The sequence below is a fragment of the Kitasatospora sp. NPDC091335 genome, from assembly GCF_044757205.1.
Lineage (GTDB): Bacteria > Actinomycetota > Actinomycetes > Streptomycetales > Streptomycetaceae > Kitasatospora.
Window position 1 is genome coordinate 303,181 of the sequence record NZ_JBIVUM010000008.1, and the last position, 14,087, is coordinate 317,267.

General features: G+C 74.0%; 14 protein-coding genes. 8 read left to right on the plus strand and 6 right to left on the minus strand.

Annotation, left to right across the window (positions count from 1 at the left end):
• Positions 1-102 precede the first annotated feature (102 nt).
• A complete protein-coding gene (locus ACIQOW_RS19675; RefSeq protein WP_188301040.1) occupies positions 103-429 on the minus strand; it encodes a hypothetical protein in 327 nt (108 codons plus the stop codon).
• A 449-nt stretch (positions 430-878) separates the two neighbouring features.
• Here ACIQOW_RS19675 and ACIQOW_RS19680 point away from each other — a divergent pair, with 449 nt between their 5' ends.
• Positions 879-2,459 (plus strand): cytochrome bc complex cytochrome b subunit, encoded by a 1,581-nt coding sequence (locus tag ACIQOW_RS19680; protein WP_401086779.1) that lies wholly within the window; start codon positions 879-881, stop codon positions 2,457-2,459.
• A gap of 74 nt (positions 2,460-2,533) precedes the next feature.
• Here the strand turns inward: ACIQOW_RS19680 and ACIQOW_RS19685 are convergent, their stop codons facing one another.
• Complete coding sequence (locus tag ACIQOW_RS19685) at positions 2,534-2,935, minus strand: hypothetical protein (RefSeq protein ID WP_401086593.1); 402 nt, start codon at positions 2,933-2,935, stop codon at positions 2,534-2,536.
• A gap of 204 nt (positions 2,936-3,139) precedes the next feature.
• On the opposite strand from ACIQOW_RS19685, the gene ACIQOW_RS19690 reads away from it, so the two are divergent.
• The 3 genes from ACIQOW_RS19690 (at position 3,140) to ACIQOW_RS19700 (ending at position 5,869) form a co-directional block, all read left to right on the plus strand.
• A complete protein-coding gene (locus ACIQOW_RS19690) occupies positions 3,140-3,754 on the plus strand; it encodes a TetR family transcriptional regulator (protein WP_401086596.1) in 615 nt (204 codons plus the stop codon).
• A gap of 28 nt (positions 3,755-3,782) precedes the next feature.
• On the plus strand, positions 3,783-5,327 hold the full coding sequence (locus ACIQOW_RS19695) for an FAD-dependent monooxygenase (protein WP_401086599.1): 1,545 nt from the start codon (positions 3,783-3,785) through the stop codon (positions 5,325-5,327).
• 110 nt (positions 5,328-5,437) lie between these two features.
• Positions 5,438-5,869: a YchJ family protein gene (locus ACIQOW_RS19700; RefSeq protein WP_401086602.1), complete on the plus strand. Its 432-nt coding sequence runs from the start codon at positions 5,438-5,440 to the stop codon at positions 5,867-5,869.
• Positions 5,870-5,897: 28 nt separating this feature from the next.
• Here the strand turns inward: ACIQOW_RS19700 and ACIQOW_RS19705 are convergent, their stop codons facing one another.
• The 3 genes from ACIQOW_RS19705 to ACIQOW_RS19715 form a co-directional block, all read right to left on the minus strand.
• The gene (locus tag ACIQOW_RS19705) at positions 5,898-6,797 is read right to left on the minus strand and encodes a polysaccharide deacetylase family protein (RefSeq protein WP_401086605.1); all 900 of its coding nucleotides are present in this window, start codon (positions 6,795-6,797) and stop codon (positions 5,898-5,900) included.
• Between the two features lie 321 nt (positions 6,798-7,118).
• On the minus strand, positions 7,119-7,730 hold the full coding sequence (locus ACIQOW_RS19710; protein WP_401086608.1) for a GNAT family N-acetyltransferase: 612 nt from the start codon (positions 7,728-7,730) through the stop codon (positions 7,119-7,121).
• A 106-nt stretch (positions 7,731-7,836) separates the two neighbouring features.
• Positions 7,837-8,445, minus strand: a complete 609-nt coding sequence (locus ACIQOW_RS19715; RefSeq protein ID WP_401086611.1) for a TetR/AcrR family transcriptional regulator — start codon at positions 8,443-8,445, stop codon at positions 7,837-7,839.
• 139 nt (positions 8,446-8,584) lie between these two features.
• Between ACIQOW_RS19715 and ACIQOW_RS19720 the strand changes: the two genes are divergently transcribed.
• The 3 genes from ACIQOW_RS19720 (at position 8,585) to ACIQOW_RS19730 (ending at position 11,015) form a co-directional block, all read left to right on the plus strand.
• The gene (locus ACIQOW_RS19720; RefSeq protein WP_401086614.1) at positions 8,585-9,376 is read left to right on the plus strand and encodes a cyclase family protein; all 792 of its coding nucleotides are present in this window, start codon (positions 8,585-8,587) and stop codon (positions 9,374-9,376) included.
• A gap of 57 nt (positions 9,377-9,433) precedes the next feature.
• On the plus strand, positions 9,434-10,351 hold the full coding sequence (locus ACIQOW_RS19725) for a fumarylacetoacetate hydrolase family protein (protein WP_401086617.1): 918 nt from the start codon (positions 9,434-9,436) through the stop codon (positions 10,349-10,351).
• A gap of 178 nt (positions 10,352-10,529) precedes the next feature.
• Positions 10,530-11,015 (plus strand): hypothetical protein, encoded by a 486-nt coding sequence (locus ACIQOW_RS19730; RefSeq protein WP_401086620.1) that lies wholly within the window; start codon positions 10,530-10,532, stop codon positions 11,013-11,015.
• Positions 11,016-11,060: 45 nt separating this feature from the next.
• Here the strand turns inward: ACIQOW_RS19730 and ACIQOW_RS19735 are convergent, their stop codons facing one another.
• Positions 11,061-11,963, minus strand: a complete 903-nt coding sequence (locus tag ACIQOW_RS19735) for a carbohydrate kinase (RefSeq protein ID WP_401086623.1) — start codon at positions 11,961-11,963, stop codon at positions 11,061-11,063.
• A gap of 336 nt (positions 11,964-12,299) precedes the next feature.
• On the opposite strand from ACIQOW_RS19735, the gene ACIQOW_RS19740 reads away from it, so the two are divergent.
• Positions 12,300-13,838 carry a M1 family metallopeptidase gene (locus tag ACIQOW_RS19740; protein WP_401086626.1) on the plus strand — a complete coding sequence of 513 codons (1,539 nt, stop codon included), beginning with the start codon at positions 12,300-12,302 and terminating at the stop codon, positions 13,836-13,838.
• The last annotated feature ends 249 nt before the right edge of the window (positions 13,839-14,087 follow it).

Here is a 14,087-nt window from a genome sequence, read left to right on the forward strand (position 1 = left end):
CCGACCACACGCCACGCGAACCGTGACCGGCCCCGCACGGCACAGCCCCGACACGGCACGGCACGGCACGGCACAGCCGACGAAGCCGTCAGACGTCCCGCGTCACCCCCACCACTGCTCCGGCACCGGCTCCGGCTCGGGCGCGTCGGGAACCGTCACCGGTTCGGCGGAGCGCACCAGCAGATCGCCCTCCTCGGTCCCCGAGACCAGGTACCCGCGCTCGCGCAGCACGACCGCGGCCGCGCCGCTCAGCGCCGCGAGCGCCTCCCGGGAGGGCGGCCCCCCGGGCTCCGCGCCCGGCGTCCAGCCGACCACCACGCCCTCGGGGTGGCGGTCGATCCACAGTGGTGAGGAGCCTGGACCGGTGTCGAACCCGGCGCGGGCGAGGGCCTCGGTGACGTCCTCGAAGAGTTCACGGTGATCCACCATTGGCGCAGCGTAGGCCCCGGACCGTACGACCCCCGGACGCGGCGCGCGCCGAAACGGTTCAGCGGCACTCGACCGCAGCATCGGCGCCCGTTGGGCCGACCGGCGGCCAGCCGATCGGGCGTCAGGGCCCTCGTCCGGCCCGACACGAGCGGCCTGACGGGCCGATGGACGTGCACAGTCGGCCCCCTGCCGACAGCATGACAGAGTAAGCGATCCATCACCCTGAGCAACGGGTCCAGCGGAACACCCGGTCCGCGCGCCGGTCCGGCCGGCGGCCCCGTATCGAGAGGTCCCATGATCACAACACTTCGCCGGCCCGCGTTCCCGCCGGCGGGCCTCCAGCACGGCATGCCGAGGACGCCGGGGAGCCCGTCGTGAGAACCGACCAGCAGTCGCAGCCGGGACCGGAGACCAGCACGCGCGCCGAGCCCGCCAACAAGGCCGAGGCCCTGGCCGACTGGACGGACGGCCGGCTCGGCATCTACTCCCTGGCCAAGGCCAATCTGCGCAAGATCTTTCCCGACCACTGGTCCTTCATGCTGGGCGAGATCGCGCTCTACACCTTCGTCATCATCATCCTGACCGGCGTCTGGCTCACCCTGTTCTTCGTGCCGAGCATGGGCGAGGTCGTCTACGACGGGTCGTACGTCCCGCTCAAGGGCATCCCGATGTCCGAGGCCTTCTCCTCGACGGTGAAGATCAGCTTCGATGTGCGCGGCGGCCTGCTGATGCGCCAGATCCACCACTGGGCCGCGATCGTCTTCGTCGCCTCGATGCTGACCCACATGATGCGGGTCTTCTTCACCGGCGCGTTCCGCAAGCCGCGCGAGATCAACTGGGTCTTCGGGGCGCTGCTGCTGATCCTCGGCATGTTCGACGGCTTCATGGGCTACTCGCTGCCGGACGACCTGCTCTCCGGCACCGGCATCCGCTTCATGGAGGGCGCCGTCCTCGCCGTCCCGATCGTCGGGACGTACCTGCAGTTCTTCCTCTACGGCGGCGAGTTCCCCGGCACCGACATCATCCCCCGGCTGTTCACCGTCCACGTCCTGCTGATCCCCGGGATCATGGTGGGCCTGCTCGCGGCGCACCTGATCCTGGTCTTCTACCACAAGCACACCCAGTTCGCCGGGCCCGGGCGGACCAACAGGAACGTGGTCGGCATGCCCCTGCTGCCGGTCTACACGGCCAAGGCGGGCGGCTTCTTCTTCCTGGTCTTCGGCGTGGTCGCGGTGATGGCCGCGATCGCCACGGTCAACCCGATCTGGATGTACGGCCCGTACCGTCCGGACCAGGTGACCACCAACGCCCAGCCGGACTGGTACATGGGCTTCTCCGAGGGCCTGATCCGCGTGATGCCCGGCTGGGAGATCAGCGTCTGGGGCGGGCACACCCTCAACCTCGGGGTGTTCGTCCCGCTGATGGTCTTCCCGACCGTGCTGCTGGCCATCTGGTGCTACCCGTTCCTGGAGGCCTGGATCACCGGGGACCGCGGCGAGCACCACATCGCCGACCGGCCGCGCAACGCCCCGGTCCGCACCGCCTTCGGCGCGGCCTGGATCAGCCTCTACCTGCTCCTGCTGGCCGGTGGCGGCAACGACCTGCTGGCCACCCACTTCCACCTCTCGATCAACGCGATCACCTACGCGGTCCGGGCCGGCTTCTTCACCGTGCCGGTGGTCGTCTTCGTGATCGCCAAGCGGTGGTGCCTCGGCCTCCAGCGGCGGGACAAGGAGAAGGTCCTGCACGGCCGGGAGACCGGCGTCATCAACCGGCTCCAGCACGGCGAGTTCGTCGAGGTGCACGCCCCGCTGCCGCAGGGCCGCCTCTACACCCTCACCTCGCACGACCAGCCGCAGCCCTCGGAACTGCCGCCCGAGGTCGACGAGAACGGGGTGGCCCGCAAGGCCGGGCTGTGGACCCGCGCGCGGGTGAAGCTCTCCCGCGGCTTCTACGGCGAGTACAGCCAGATCTCCAAGCCCACCGCCGAGGAGCACGAGGAGATCAGCAGCGGCCACGGCCACCACTGACCAACCGCTCCGGCACCGAAGGGGCCCGCTGCGCCGGAACCGGCACAGCGGGCCCTCGTCGTGCGGGGCGGCGCTCAGCCGCCCAGGACGGCCGGGACGACGGCGAACAGCGCCGCGACCAGGGCGACGGAGAGGCAGAGCGCCGCCCAGCGGGCGCAGATCCGGCGGCACTCGACGCGGTACCTGGCGGCCAGCCGCCGGCAGCGCTCGACCGCCCGGTCCACGACCTCCTCGGCGTAGCGCAACCGGTCGGCGGCGTAGGCCTGTTCGAGGATCTCCCGCTCCGCCGCGGGCAGCCAAGGGAACTGCGCGGCGAACGCGCGGGCATCCCGCTCGGCCGCCGCGACCTCCGCCTCCCAGGCCAGGAACCCCTCGATGCGGGCGAACGCCGCGCGGGAGTTCACCCGGGCACCGCCGGCGGCGGGCCTGCCCTGGCGAGGGGCCCGCGCTCTCGGCGGACGCTGTCTGCCACCCATGACCGCTCCTCAAGTCCTGTCGAGTCGTCCTGCCGGGAAGCCTGCGGGGACGGGCTCCCGGCGGGGATCGCTCCGCGACCAGGCAACTACTATCAGCGACGAACCGCAGGTGACGGGCGGCTCGCCACAGCCCGTCGCGCCGGGAAAAACTTGCGTGCCGCGCACTATTGCGTGGCACGCACCTTTTCCGGGACAGTGGAGCCCATGACGAAGGGTCAGCCCGGGCTGCGGGAACGGAAGAAGGCCGCGACGCGGGAGGCACTCAGCTGGGCGGCACTGCGCCTGGCGGCGGAGCGGGGGCTGGAGAACGTGCGGGTGGAGGACATCGCGGCCGCCGCCGGAGTCTCCCCCCGCACGTACAACAACTACTTCTCCAGCAAGGCCGAGGCGATCGTCCACCGGCAGCGCGACCGCATCCATCAGTCGGCCGAGGCACTGCGGGACCGGCCCGCCGGGGAACCGCTCTGGGAGGCGCTCACCCTGGCCCTGCTCGCCCCGTTCGGCGACCTGACCGGACAGCCGGACCGGCAGTGGACCGCCGCCGTACGGTTGCTGCTGCGCGAGCCGGCGCTCCAGGCCGAGCTGACACGCGGCGGGGCGGGCGCCGAGGCCGAACTCGCGGCCGCGGTGGCCGCCCGGACCGGCACCGACCCGGCCCTGCACCTCTACCCGAAGCTGGTCGCCGCGGCCTCGCTGGCCGCGGTCAGGGCCGCCAACGACCAGTACCTCACCGCCGACCCGCCGGCGCCCTATCAGTCGCTGCTCGCGGAGGCGCTGCGCCAGCTGGCAGCCGGGCTACCGGACCCTTCGTCGCACTGAACCCATGGTCCCAGCGGGGGAGTTCGAGATGATCCACGACGTCGTCATCGCCGGCGCGGGCCCGAACGGGCTGCTGCTGGCCTGCGAACTGGCGCTCGCCGGAATCCGGCCGGTGGTGCTGGAGCGGCTGCCCGGACGCCTACCGGTCCAGAAGGCCAACGGGCTGGTCGGCCAGGTGAACCGGCTGCTCGACCACCGCGGCCTGTACGAGCCGCTCCGCGGCGCCCCGGGCGCACCCCGGCCCACGCCCCGCTTCGTGTTCGGTGCCTTCCCGCTGGACCTGCGCCTGCTCGACGAGAACCCGCTGCACACCCTGCCCGTGCGGCAGCACCGGATCGAGGAGGTGCTGGAGGAACGCGCCCGCGACCTCGGCGTCACCGTACGCCACGGCCACGAGGTCACCGGCTTCACCCAGGACGAGGCCGGCGTGACGATCGGGCTCCGGGGCCCGACGGGCGCCGGGCAGCTGCGCACCCGCTACCTGGTCGGCGCGGACGGCGGCCGCAGCACCGTCCGCAAGCTCGCCGGGATCGGCTTCCCCGGGGTGACCTCGACCGATCCGGTCTCGCGGATCGCCCACGTGCTGCTCCCCGAGGACGTGCGCAGGACCGCCGACGGCGACTTCCTGCTGCCCGGCTGCCCGGTCCCGTTCCGCCCGTTCACCCACACTCGGACCGAGCACGGCGTCATCGCCCTCGCCCCCTTCAGCCCGGACGCCACCATGGTCGCCACACTGGAGTGGGGCGGAGCGCCGGTGGACGAGACCGTGCCGCTGACCCTGGCCGAGCTGCGCGCCAGCATCCACCGGGTGACCGGCGCCGACCTGGCGCTCACCCAGGCCCGCACGCCGGGACCGTTCACCCCGCGCCGCCAGGTCGGCCACAACACCCGGCTCGCCGACAGCTACCGGCGGGGCCGCGTGCTGCTGGTCGGCGACGCCGCCCACGTCCACGCCGCGACCGGCGGCCCCGGCCTCAACCTCGGCCTCCAGGACGCCGCCAACCTCGGCTGGAAGCTCGCCGCCGAACTCCACGGCTGGGCCCCGCCCGGCCTGCTGGACAGCTACCACCGCGAACGCCACCCGGTCGGCGAGCGGGTGTTCACGCACTCCCAGGCCCAGATGGCCCTGATGGCCCCCGGCCCCGACACCACCGCGGTGCGCGCCCTGTTCGGCGAGCTGCTGGCGCACCCGGACAACCTCGCCCGGATCGCCGCGCTGATGGCGGGCAGCGACGTGCGCTACGACGTCGGCTGCCCCCACCCGCTCGCCGGGCGCTTCGTGCCCGAGCTCACGGCCACCACCCCGGACGGGCCGGTCCGGATCGCCGAACTCGCCCGCACCGCACGCCCGTTGCTCATCGACCTCAGCGGCGGGCGCCTCCCGCTCGCGGACCTGGCGGCCGGCTGGAAGGACCGGGTGGACCTGGTGCCGGCCGACTGCCCGCAGCCTCCGGCCGGCGCGCTCCTGCTCCGCCCGGACGGCTACGTCGCCTGGGCCGTCGAGCCCGGCCGGACGGATCCGGACGGGCTGCGGCGAGCCCTGGGCACCTGGTTCGGCGACGCCCGTTCCTGAGCCCGGACCACGGCGGGGCACCCGGTCCGGCCGGACGTCCGGAGCCGGTCCCGCCGCCCCAGCGCCGGCCGGGCCGAGGGCCGCGCGACGGGTGGGGGACAATGGACGGCATGTCCCCACGTCGTCCCGCCCCCCGCGCCGCCGCGCCCCGGCTGCTGCCCTCCTCCCCCTGCCCGTGCGGCCTGCCCGCCGCCTACGGCGACTGCTGCGGCCGGCTGCACCGGGGCCAGACGGCGGCCACCACCGCCGAGTCCCTGATGCGCTCCCGGTTCAGCGCCTTCGCCGCGCAGGACGAGGCGTACCTGCTGCGCACCTGGCACCCGGACACCCGGCCCGCCGAGGTCGACTTCGACCCGGCCCTGCGCTGGACCGGACTGGAGGTGGGTGTCACCACCGAGGGCGGCGCGTTCCACGCCCAGGGCACGGTCGCCTTCCGGGCGCACTGGACCGAGGGCGGCGAGGCCGGCGTCCTCACCGAGAACAGCCGCTTCGTGCGGCACGAGGGCGCCTGGGTGTACCTCGACGCCCTCTCGCTCGGCTGAGCCCCCCCGGCGGTCGCCGCGGGGCGCGCTACAGGTAGTCGTCCAGCCGGGCCAGGGCGAAGCCCTGTTCGGTGACGTCGTTGACGACCTTGCGCAGCAGGTCCGGCATGGAGGCCTTCCAGATGTCGGTGCCCCGGAAGTGGGTCAGGATGATGTCGCCCGGGTGCAGCTTCCGGTCGTCGTAGCGCCACTCCATGTGGTCGGGGAAGGCCTCCTCGTTCCACAGCGGCACCGCCTGGACCCCGCAGGAGGCCGCCGCGCGCAGCGTGTCGTCGTTGTACTCGCCGTACGGCGGCCGGAACAGCCGGGGGCGGACGCCGATCTGCTGCTCCAGCTGGTCCTGCTGGGTGCAGATCTCCCGGCGCTGGGTCTCGTAGTCCAGGACCTTCAGGTTGCGGTGGTTGATCGTGTGGTTGTTGATCTCCACGCCCTGGGCGTGCAGGTCGCGGAAGTAGTCGTAGTTCTCACGGGCGAGGTAGTCGGAGACGTAGGTGCTGAGCGGGATTCCCAGCTCCTCGGCCATCCGGGAGAACGCGGGGTCCTTCTCGGCGCCGTCGTCGACGGTCAGGAAGACCACCTTGTCGTCGGTCGGTACCCGGTAGACGACCGGCGGGCGGCCGTCGGCGAGCTTGACGCCCTGGACCGGGGTGAGCGCGGCCCTGGCCGCCGGGCGCGGCGGGGCCTTCAGCGGGGGCCGTTCCAGGCCCCAGCGCTGGGCGGTCTCCAGCGCCGCGCGGACGGCCGCCTCCTGACGGACCATGGCCTCGCTGCTGTTCTCCTCCTCCTTGCGGGCCACGCCGGGCAGCGGCGGAGCGGCGGGCAGGGCACCGGCGTGGTCGCCGGCCGCGACCGCCGCCCCGGGGGCCACGGCGGCCTCGACGGCGGGCGCCGCGTTCGCGTCGGCGGCGGGGGCCGCCTTCTGCGTCACGGGAACGGCCGGACCGGCGCAGCCGGCGAGGACGGCGGAGAGGCAGACGGCGGCCAGCAGGCCTGCCCGCCGGCCGCTCGAACGTCGCTGACTCCCCCTCAGACCCCCACCAATACGACAACCTGATGGTCTGTTCATAAGTGCACTGCTCCCCCGCCGTGCACCACCACCAATCCCCACGTCACCCGCGCGGGGCAGTGACACACCGGGGCCTTGCCGATCCTTTGCCTGGGCCCGCGAGCGGCCGGGCCTCCCCGTCACCGCCTTCGGGCGACAGCCCCTGCGGGCGCTTCCGCCTCTTCGGGCAGCCCGGCCGTACGGTCAGGCGCCCGTCCGGGGGTCCCGGCGCATGCACCAGGTGCGGGGGCCGCCGCCGGGGAGCGGGACCTCGACGGTGACCTCGAAGCCGAGACGCCGGTAGAACGCGACGTTCCGTTCCGTGGAGGTCTCCAGGAAAGCCGGGTACCCGGCGAGTGCGGCCGCCTCGATCCCGGGGGCCAGCACCGCACGGCCGAGGCCCCGCCCCTGGACTTCGGGGTCGACGGCGACCGTGTCGAGGAACCAGGCCGACTCCTGCGGCCGGTACGGCTCGACGGCCCGCTCCGCGACCTCGTAGGCCTCGGCCCGGTCCCCGGCGAGGTCGCCGAGCAGCGGGCCGATCTCGGCGAAGGCGGGCGAGGGGTCCAGGTCGGGGGTGCTCCAGGCGGCGACCGCACGGCCCCCGTCGGCGACCCACACCCGCCCGTACACCATCCCGACGCGGGTCAGGCAGAGCTCCTGGAATCGCCGGATCCGCTCCTGGTGGCCGTCGGCGGCGATCACATGGCGGATGTAGGGGTCGCCGGTGAAGGCCCGGGCGAGGGTGTCGACCGCGACGGGGACGTCGGCGTCGGCGATGGGGCGGACGGCGGGGGAACTCTGGCGCTGCGGCATGGGTCTTCCTCGGTCGGGTCGTCGGTGGATTCCGGCATCGCCGCGGCACCCGCGCGGCCGTGGCCGGAGCGGGTCGGCCGGGCGCCGCCGTGGAGGCGGGGGCGGGTCAGCTGCCTGACGGGGTGTCCGGCCCGGTGCCGGACAGCGCGTCGGCGTAGATGCCCGTCATCGCCGTCACGGCCCGCCGGCGGTCCAGGTCCGGATCCAGACGGTGCTGGATGTTGATGCCCAGGGTGCCGCCGAGCAGCGCCGCCGCGACGGCCTCCGGGTCGGCGACGCGCGTAGCGCTCGCGCGCAGGTGGCCGGCGTACAGGCCGCGGATCTTGGCGTACTCCTCGGCGTACGTCGCGCGCAGGGCCGACTCGCGGCTCACCGCCTCGATCAGGAGCGTCGAGAAGATGTGCGCCTCGGGCCGGGACATCAGCGCGAAGTTCGCCTCGATCAGCGCCTCGATCCCGGCGTCCGGCCCGGCCGCGGCGAGGCGTTCGCGCATGAAGTCCGCGCCCCACCGGAACGCCTCCTCGACCACCGCCTTCAGCAGCCCGTCCTTCGAACCGAAGTGCCAGGCCACGGAGCCCCGGCTGATGCCGGAACGCTCCGCCACGGCCTGGACGGAGGCCGCGGCGGCCCCGCCCTCGGCGGCGAGTTCCCACGCGGCTGCCACCAGCCGGCGCTGGGTCTCGGCGGAGATCTCCTGCTTTCGGGTCCCACCCACGCGGTGTCCTTCGCAATGTCGCGGCTGCCTGACGCGGCCGATCCTGTCACGCCGACCGGTCGGCGCCGGGCGGCGGATCCCTTGCCCATGCTAGCAGTCCAGTTCTATGCTGAGCGTCCAATAACCAAGGAGGATCCTCATGGAACTGATCGACCTGACCAGGACGCTGGACCCCGCCGACCGCGAGCTGCTCCCCGAACAGCTGCGCCCGCTCGCCCCGGTGATCGCGCCCTCCGTCGCCTACGCCCACCCGGCCGGCGAGGGCCGGGAGCAGTTCGCCGCCGCCATGCACTGCGGCATGGAGGACCTGCCGGACGGCGAGGGCTGGGGTGCGGAACTGCTCACCGACTTCAACTCCCACCTCGGCACCCACGTCGACGCCCCGCTGCACTACGGCTCGACCTGCGAAGGCAGGCCGGCCCGCACCATCACCGACATCGCCCTGGACGAGCTGTGGTGCGAGGCCCTGGTGCTGGACCTGCGCGAGTGGTGCGAGCCCGACACCCCGATCACCGTCGAGGCCCTGGAGTCCGCCCTCGCCGCCAACGGCGCCCCCGTTCCGGCCGGCGGCGCGGTCCTCCTGCGCACCGGCCAGGAGCGGTACGGGCTGTCCGACCCGGAGTTCTTCCGCTACCCGGGGATGAGCCGGGAGTCGACGCTCCACCTGGCCGGCCTCGGGGCCAAGGTCCTCGGCACCGACGCCGCCGGCTGGGACCTGAGCTTCCCCGTGATGGCCCGCAAGTTCCGCGACGGCGGAGACAACGCCGTGCTGTGGGACGGCCACCGGGCCGGCCGCGAGCGGGAGGTCTTCATCGTCCAGCAGCTGACGAACCTCGCCGCACTGCCCCCGTCGGGATTCCGGGTGGCGTTCTTCCCGATCAAGCTCGCCCGCGCGAGCGCCGCCCCGGCCCGCGTCGTGGCCTTCGTCTGACCCGCCCCGCCGACCGCCCCCTCCCGAGAAGAGGAACCGACCGTGAAACTCGCGACCGTGGAACACGAAGGAGCCGAGCAGACCGCACTCGTCCTCGACCAGGGCGAGCGCCTCCTGCTGCTCGACCGCGCCCACCGCCTGGCGACCGGCGGGCACTCCCCCGCGCTGGCCACCATGCAGGCCGTCATCGACGGCGGCGAACCCGTGCGGCGGACCCTGGAGCGGCTCGCCGCGCAGGCACCGTCCGAGGCCGTCGTCGCCGCGTCCGAGGTGCGCTGGCTTTCCCCGCTGCCCAGGCCCGTACAGATCCGGGACTTCGGCGCCTTCCCGGACCACTTCCGCAACGCCCGCGCCCGGATCCACCGCATCCCGGCCGACCGGGTCGAGCTGCCCGCCGTCATGCTCGAACGGCCGCTGTACTACCTGGCCAACCGGCTCTCCGTGACCGGCCACGACAGCGACATCCACTGGCCCGCGTACTCCTCGGTACGGGACTACGAGCTGGAGTTCGCCTGCGTGCTCGGCCGCGGCGGCACGGACATCCCCGTGGCCGACGCCCCGTCCCACGTCTTCGGCTACACGGTCTTCAACGACTTCAGCGCCCGCGACACCCAGCTGGAGGAGATCGCCACCGGGCTGGGCCTGAGCAAGAGCAAGGACTTCACCGGCTCGAACGTCCTCGGCCCGTGGATCGTCACCGCCGACGAGGTCGGCGACCCGTACCGGCTCACCATGACCGCCCGCATCAACGGCGAGGAGGTCAGCCGCGGCACCTCCGCCGACATGCACCACAGCTTCGCCGACATGATCGCCTTCGCCTCCCGGTCGACCCGGCTGCACGCGGGCGAGGTCCTGGGCTCCGGCACCGTGGCGACCGGCTGCGGACTGGAGCACGGCCGCTTCCTGGAACCCGGCGACACCGTCGAACTCGAGGTCTCCGGGCTGGGCGTGCTGCGCAACCGGGTGGTGTCATGAACCGCGAAGCACTCGTCCTCGGCGTCGGCAGCACCCGCTTCGGCCGCCTCGACCACAGTGCCGGCGACCTCGCCGGCCTCGCCGCCCACGAGGCGCTGCACGACGCCGGCCCACCCCGGCCGACGTCGGCGCCGTCTTCCACGCCGCGGTCAGCCAGAAGGCGATCGACGGCCAGCACATGATCCCCGGCCAGGTCGCCCTGCGCCCGCACGGCTTCGCCGGCGTGCCCGTGGTGAACGTGGAGAACGCCTGCGCGGGCGGTGCGACCGCCCTGTGGCTGGCGATCGCCCACGTCCGGTCGGGGCTGTCGGACGTCGCCCGCAGGGACGACGACGGCCTGATCACGATCATCGACCGGATCAAGGACACCATCGTCACCGGCGGGTTCGACGTCTACCCGCGCGAGGTCGAGGACGCCCTCGCCACCCACCCGGCCGTCGCCGCCTGCGCCGTCTACGGCACACCCGACCCGCGCTGGGGCGAGGCCGTCACCGCCACCGTGGTGCTGCGCCCAGGACAGCACGCCACCCCCGCCGAGCTGATGGACCACGTCCGCGCTCGCAAGGGCACCCTCTGGGTGCCGAAGCGGCTCCACCTCGCCGACGCGCTGCCGCTCACCGCCCTGGGCGAGATCGACAGGAGACGGCTCAGCAACCGGCCCTGACCGGAAGGGAGTTCAGGCCCGTGCCCCGGAGGAGGAGCAGCCGGCTCAGGACTCCCGTCCGTCCGCTTCCGCCAGGGCGGCCGCGAGTTCGGCCGCCGAGGGCGGGTTGGCGCCCGGGCGGGCGACGGTCAGGGCGGCCGCCGTGACGGCACGGGTGAGGCAGACGGACAGGTCGGCGCCGCCCGCGCGGGCGTGCAGGAAGGCGGCCATGAAGGAGTCGCCGGCGCCGACGGTGTCCGCGACCCGCACCGGGACGGCCGGGACCACGACGCGTCCGCCCTCGGCGGTACGGGCGAACGCGCCCTCGGCACCGAGGGTGACCGCGACCACCGAGGGGCCGAGGGCCAGCCAGCGCTCGGCGACCGCCTCGGGCCGTTCACCGGGGTAGAGCCAGGCCAGGTCCTCGTCACTGGCCTTGACCAGGTCGCTCAGCGCCACGCAGCGCTCGACCCGGCGGACGGCCCCGGCCCGGTCCCCCATCAGCGCGGGGCGCACGTTCGGGTCGTAGCTGATCGGCGTCCGGCCGTGCAGGTGCTCCACCAGGGCCAGGACCGAGGCCGCGCCGGGATCGGTGACCGCGGCAATCGAGCCGAGGTGGACCGCCGCGGGCGGCTCGGTGAGTTCGGCCGGCGGGAGCGTCCAGCGGATGTCGAAGGTGTACCGGGCCCGCCCCTGCCCGTCCAGCTCCACCACCGCCGAGGGCGTCCGCGCGACCTCGGCGGCCCGGACCAGCACCCCCGCCGACTCCAGGTGCTTCCGGATCAGCCGGCCGTTGGCGTCCGGCCCGAGCTCGGTGAGCAGCGTGACCGGGCGGCCCAGCCGGGCCAGACCGTACGCGACGTTCGCGGGGCTGCCGCCGGGGTGCACCCGGTCCGGGCCCTCACCCGATCGGACGATGTCGGCGACGCATTCGCCGATCACCAGAACGGGTGAAGCTGGGCGGGTCACGGCGGCTCCTGGCATCCGGTACGCGGGCGGCTCGGCCGCCAGCCTACGGGGTGCGTCCGCCGTGCGGCGCCGGGGCAGCGAAGTACGGCCGCCGGACCTGGCCAGGTTCTCCGACGGCCGTGGCTCCGTCCGTCAGGGGGCGAAGCACTCCCGACGTTAGACGGCCCGTGCGCGCACCGCCATCACCGTGGGCCGTCCGGGGGACCACGGCGTGTCGTCGGATCGCGTGGATCACGCGGATCGCGCCCGCGCGGTTCCGGCCGTCCACTAGGGTCTGTCTTCCCGCTCCGGACGGCTCCCGCGTCCGCTCCCGCTCGTGAAGTGCGGTGATCCCCCTTGTTCAAGCCCCGTGCCGGTCTCGTCCCGTCGCTCGCGCTCAGCGCGGTGCTGCTGTCGGCGAGCGTGCCGACGGCCGGTGCCGCCGACGGGCTGGGCGATCCGGTCTTCCCCTCGCTCGGGAACACCGGGTACCGGGCGCTGCGGTACGACCTGGCCTTCGACTACCGGGCCGACAGCCGGACGGTGGACGGCACGGCGGTGATCACCGTACGGCCCGACCGCCCGCTGGCCCGGCTGGAGTTGGACGCGCTCGGCCTGACCGTGCGCGCCGTACGGGTCGACAACCGGCCGGCCGGCTTCACGACCCACGACGAGAAGCTGACGGTCACCCCGGCCGGGGCGTTCCACCCCGGCGTCGTCACCCGGCTGACCGTCGAGTACTCGGCCGACCCGCGCGCCCGGCTGCCGCACACCGGCTGGGTCCCGACCCCGGACGGCTTCGCGGTGGCCGGGCAGCCGAACAGCGCGCACACCGTGTTCCCGTGCAACGACCACCCGAGCGACAAGGCCGGGTTCACCATCGCGGTGACCGCGCCGGACGCCCTCCTGGGCGTCGCCAACGGGGAGTTGGCGGCCACCGAGCACCCCGGCGACGGCCGCACCACCCGCCGGTACGTCTCCCGCGAGCCGATGGCCACCGAGCTGGTGCAGGTCTCGGTCGGCGACTACACCGTGCGCGAGCGCACCGGACCGCACGGCCTGCCGCTGCGCGACGTCGTACCCGTCGCCCGCGCCGCCGAACTGGAGCCCGCGCTCGCCCTCACCCCCGGCCAACTCGCCTGGGCCGAGGCGCACCTGGGGCCGTTCCCGTTCGAGACCTACGGCCTCCTGCCCGCCAACAGCGACGATCCTGACGCGTTCGCCTTCACCGGTCTGGAGACCCAGACCCTCACCCTCTACAAGCCCGGCTTCCTGCGCCGGCCCGAGTCCGCGATCGGCTCGCACATGATGCACGAGCTGGTCCACTCCTGGTTCGGCGACAGCGTCACCCCGGCCCGGTGGTCCGACCTCTGGCTCAACGAGGGCCACGCCGACTTCTACGGCCTGGCGTACCGCTACGAGCGCGGCTGGCCGGACGCCTGGGGCTACACCACGCTGGCCGACCGGATGCGCTACCTCTACGGGCTGGGCGACCAGTGGCGGCACGACTCGGGGCCGGTCGCCTCCCCCACCGCCGCCGACCTCTTCGACAGCCAGCGGTACACGGGCGGCGCGCTGGTGCTGTTCGCCCTGCGGGAGAAGGTCGGGGCGGCCGCCTTCGACCGGATCGAGCGCGTCTTCCTGGACCGGCACCGGCACGGGAACGCGGACACCGACGACTACGTGCGGACGGCCTCCGAGGTGTCCGGGCAGGACCTGCGGGGCTTCCTGGAGGACTGGCTGTACGGGATGCGGACGCCGCCGATGCCGGGCCATCCGGACTGGGTGGTGAACCCGGTGGGCATGGCGGGGGCCGCTCCGGGGGCGCCGGTCCCGGAGGGCGGGGCCGCGGTGGCGGGCGGGCCGACGGTGGCGCACGGCTCCGGGACGCTCTGACGGCGCGACTGGGACTGCTGGTGCACGCCCGGCGCGTCGCCGTGCGTCCGGCCGCCCCCGCACGCCCCTGACCGACAGGGGCGGGTGGGGCCATGGTGGATACCACGGCCCGCCCGCCGCCCGGCCGAGTCCCGGTCGGCTCGCGGGCCGTCCAACGTCTCCGCGCGTGCCGTCCCGGCCCCGGGAACGCCTGACGGCGGCCCCACCGCGGCACGAGCACGGTGCGGCCGCCGTCAGGGCGGCCGAGGC

What these genes read in the sequence shown, in the direction of transcription:
- ACIQOW_RS19675 (WP_188301040.1), bottom strand. Translation starts at nt 429, where the DNA reads ATGGTGGATCACCGTGAACTCTTCGAGGACGTCACCGAGGCCCTCGCC.
- ACIQOW_RS19685 (WP_401086593.1), bottom strand. Translation starts at nt 2,935, where the DNA reads ATGGGTGGCAGACAGCGTCCGCCGAGAGCGCGGGCCCCTCGCCAGGGC.
- ACIQOW_RS19690 (WP_401086596.1), top strand. Translation starts at nt 3,140, where the DNA reads ATGACGAAGGGTCAGCCCGGGCTGCGGGAACGGAAGAAGGCCGCGACG.
- ACIQOW_RS19695 (WP_401086599.1), top strand. Translation starts at nt 3,783, where the DNA reads ATGATCCACGACGTCGTCATCGCCGGCGCGGGCCCGAACGGGCTGCTG.
- ACIQOW_RS19700 (WP_401086602.1), top strand. Translation starts at nt 5,438, where the DNA reads ATGTCCCCACGTCGTCCCGCCCCCCGCGCCGCCGCGCCCCGGCTGCTG.
- ACIQOW_RS19710 (WP_401086608.1), bottom strand. Translation starts at nt 7,730, where the DNA reads ATGCCGCAGCGCCAGAGTTCCCCCGCCGTCCGCCCCATCGCCGACGCC.
- ACIQOW_RS19720 (WP_401086614.1), top strand. Translation starts at nt 8,585, where the DNA reads ATGGAACTGATCGACCTGACCAGGACGCTGGACCCCGCCGACCGCGAG.
- ACIQOW_RS19730 (WP_401086620.1), top strand. Translation starts at nt 10,530, where the DNA reads ATGATCCCCGGCCAGGTCGCCCTGCGCCCGCACGGCTTCGCCGGCGTG.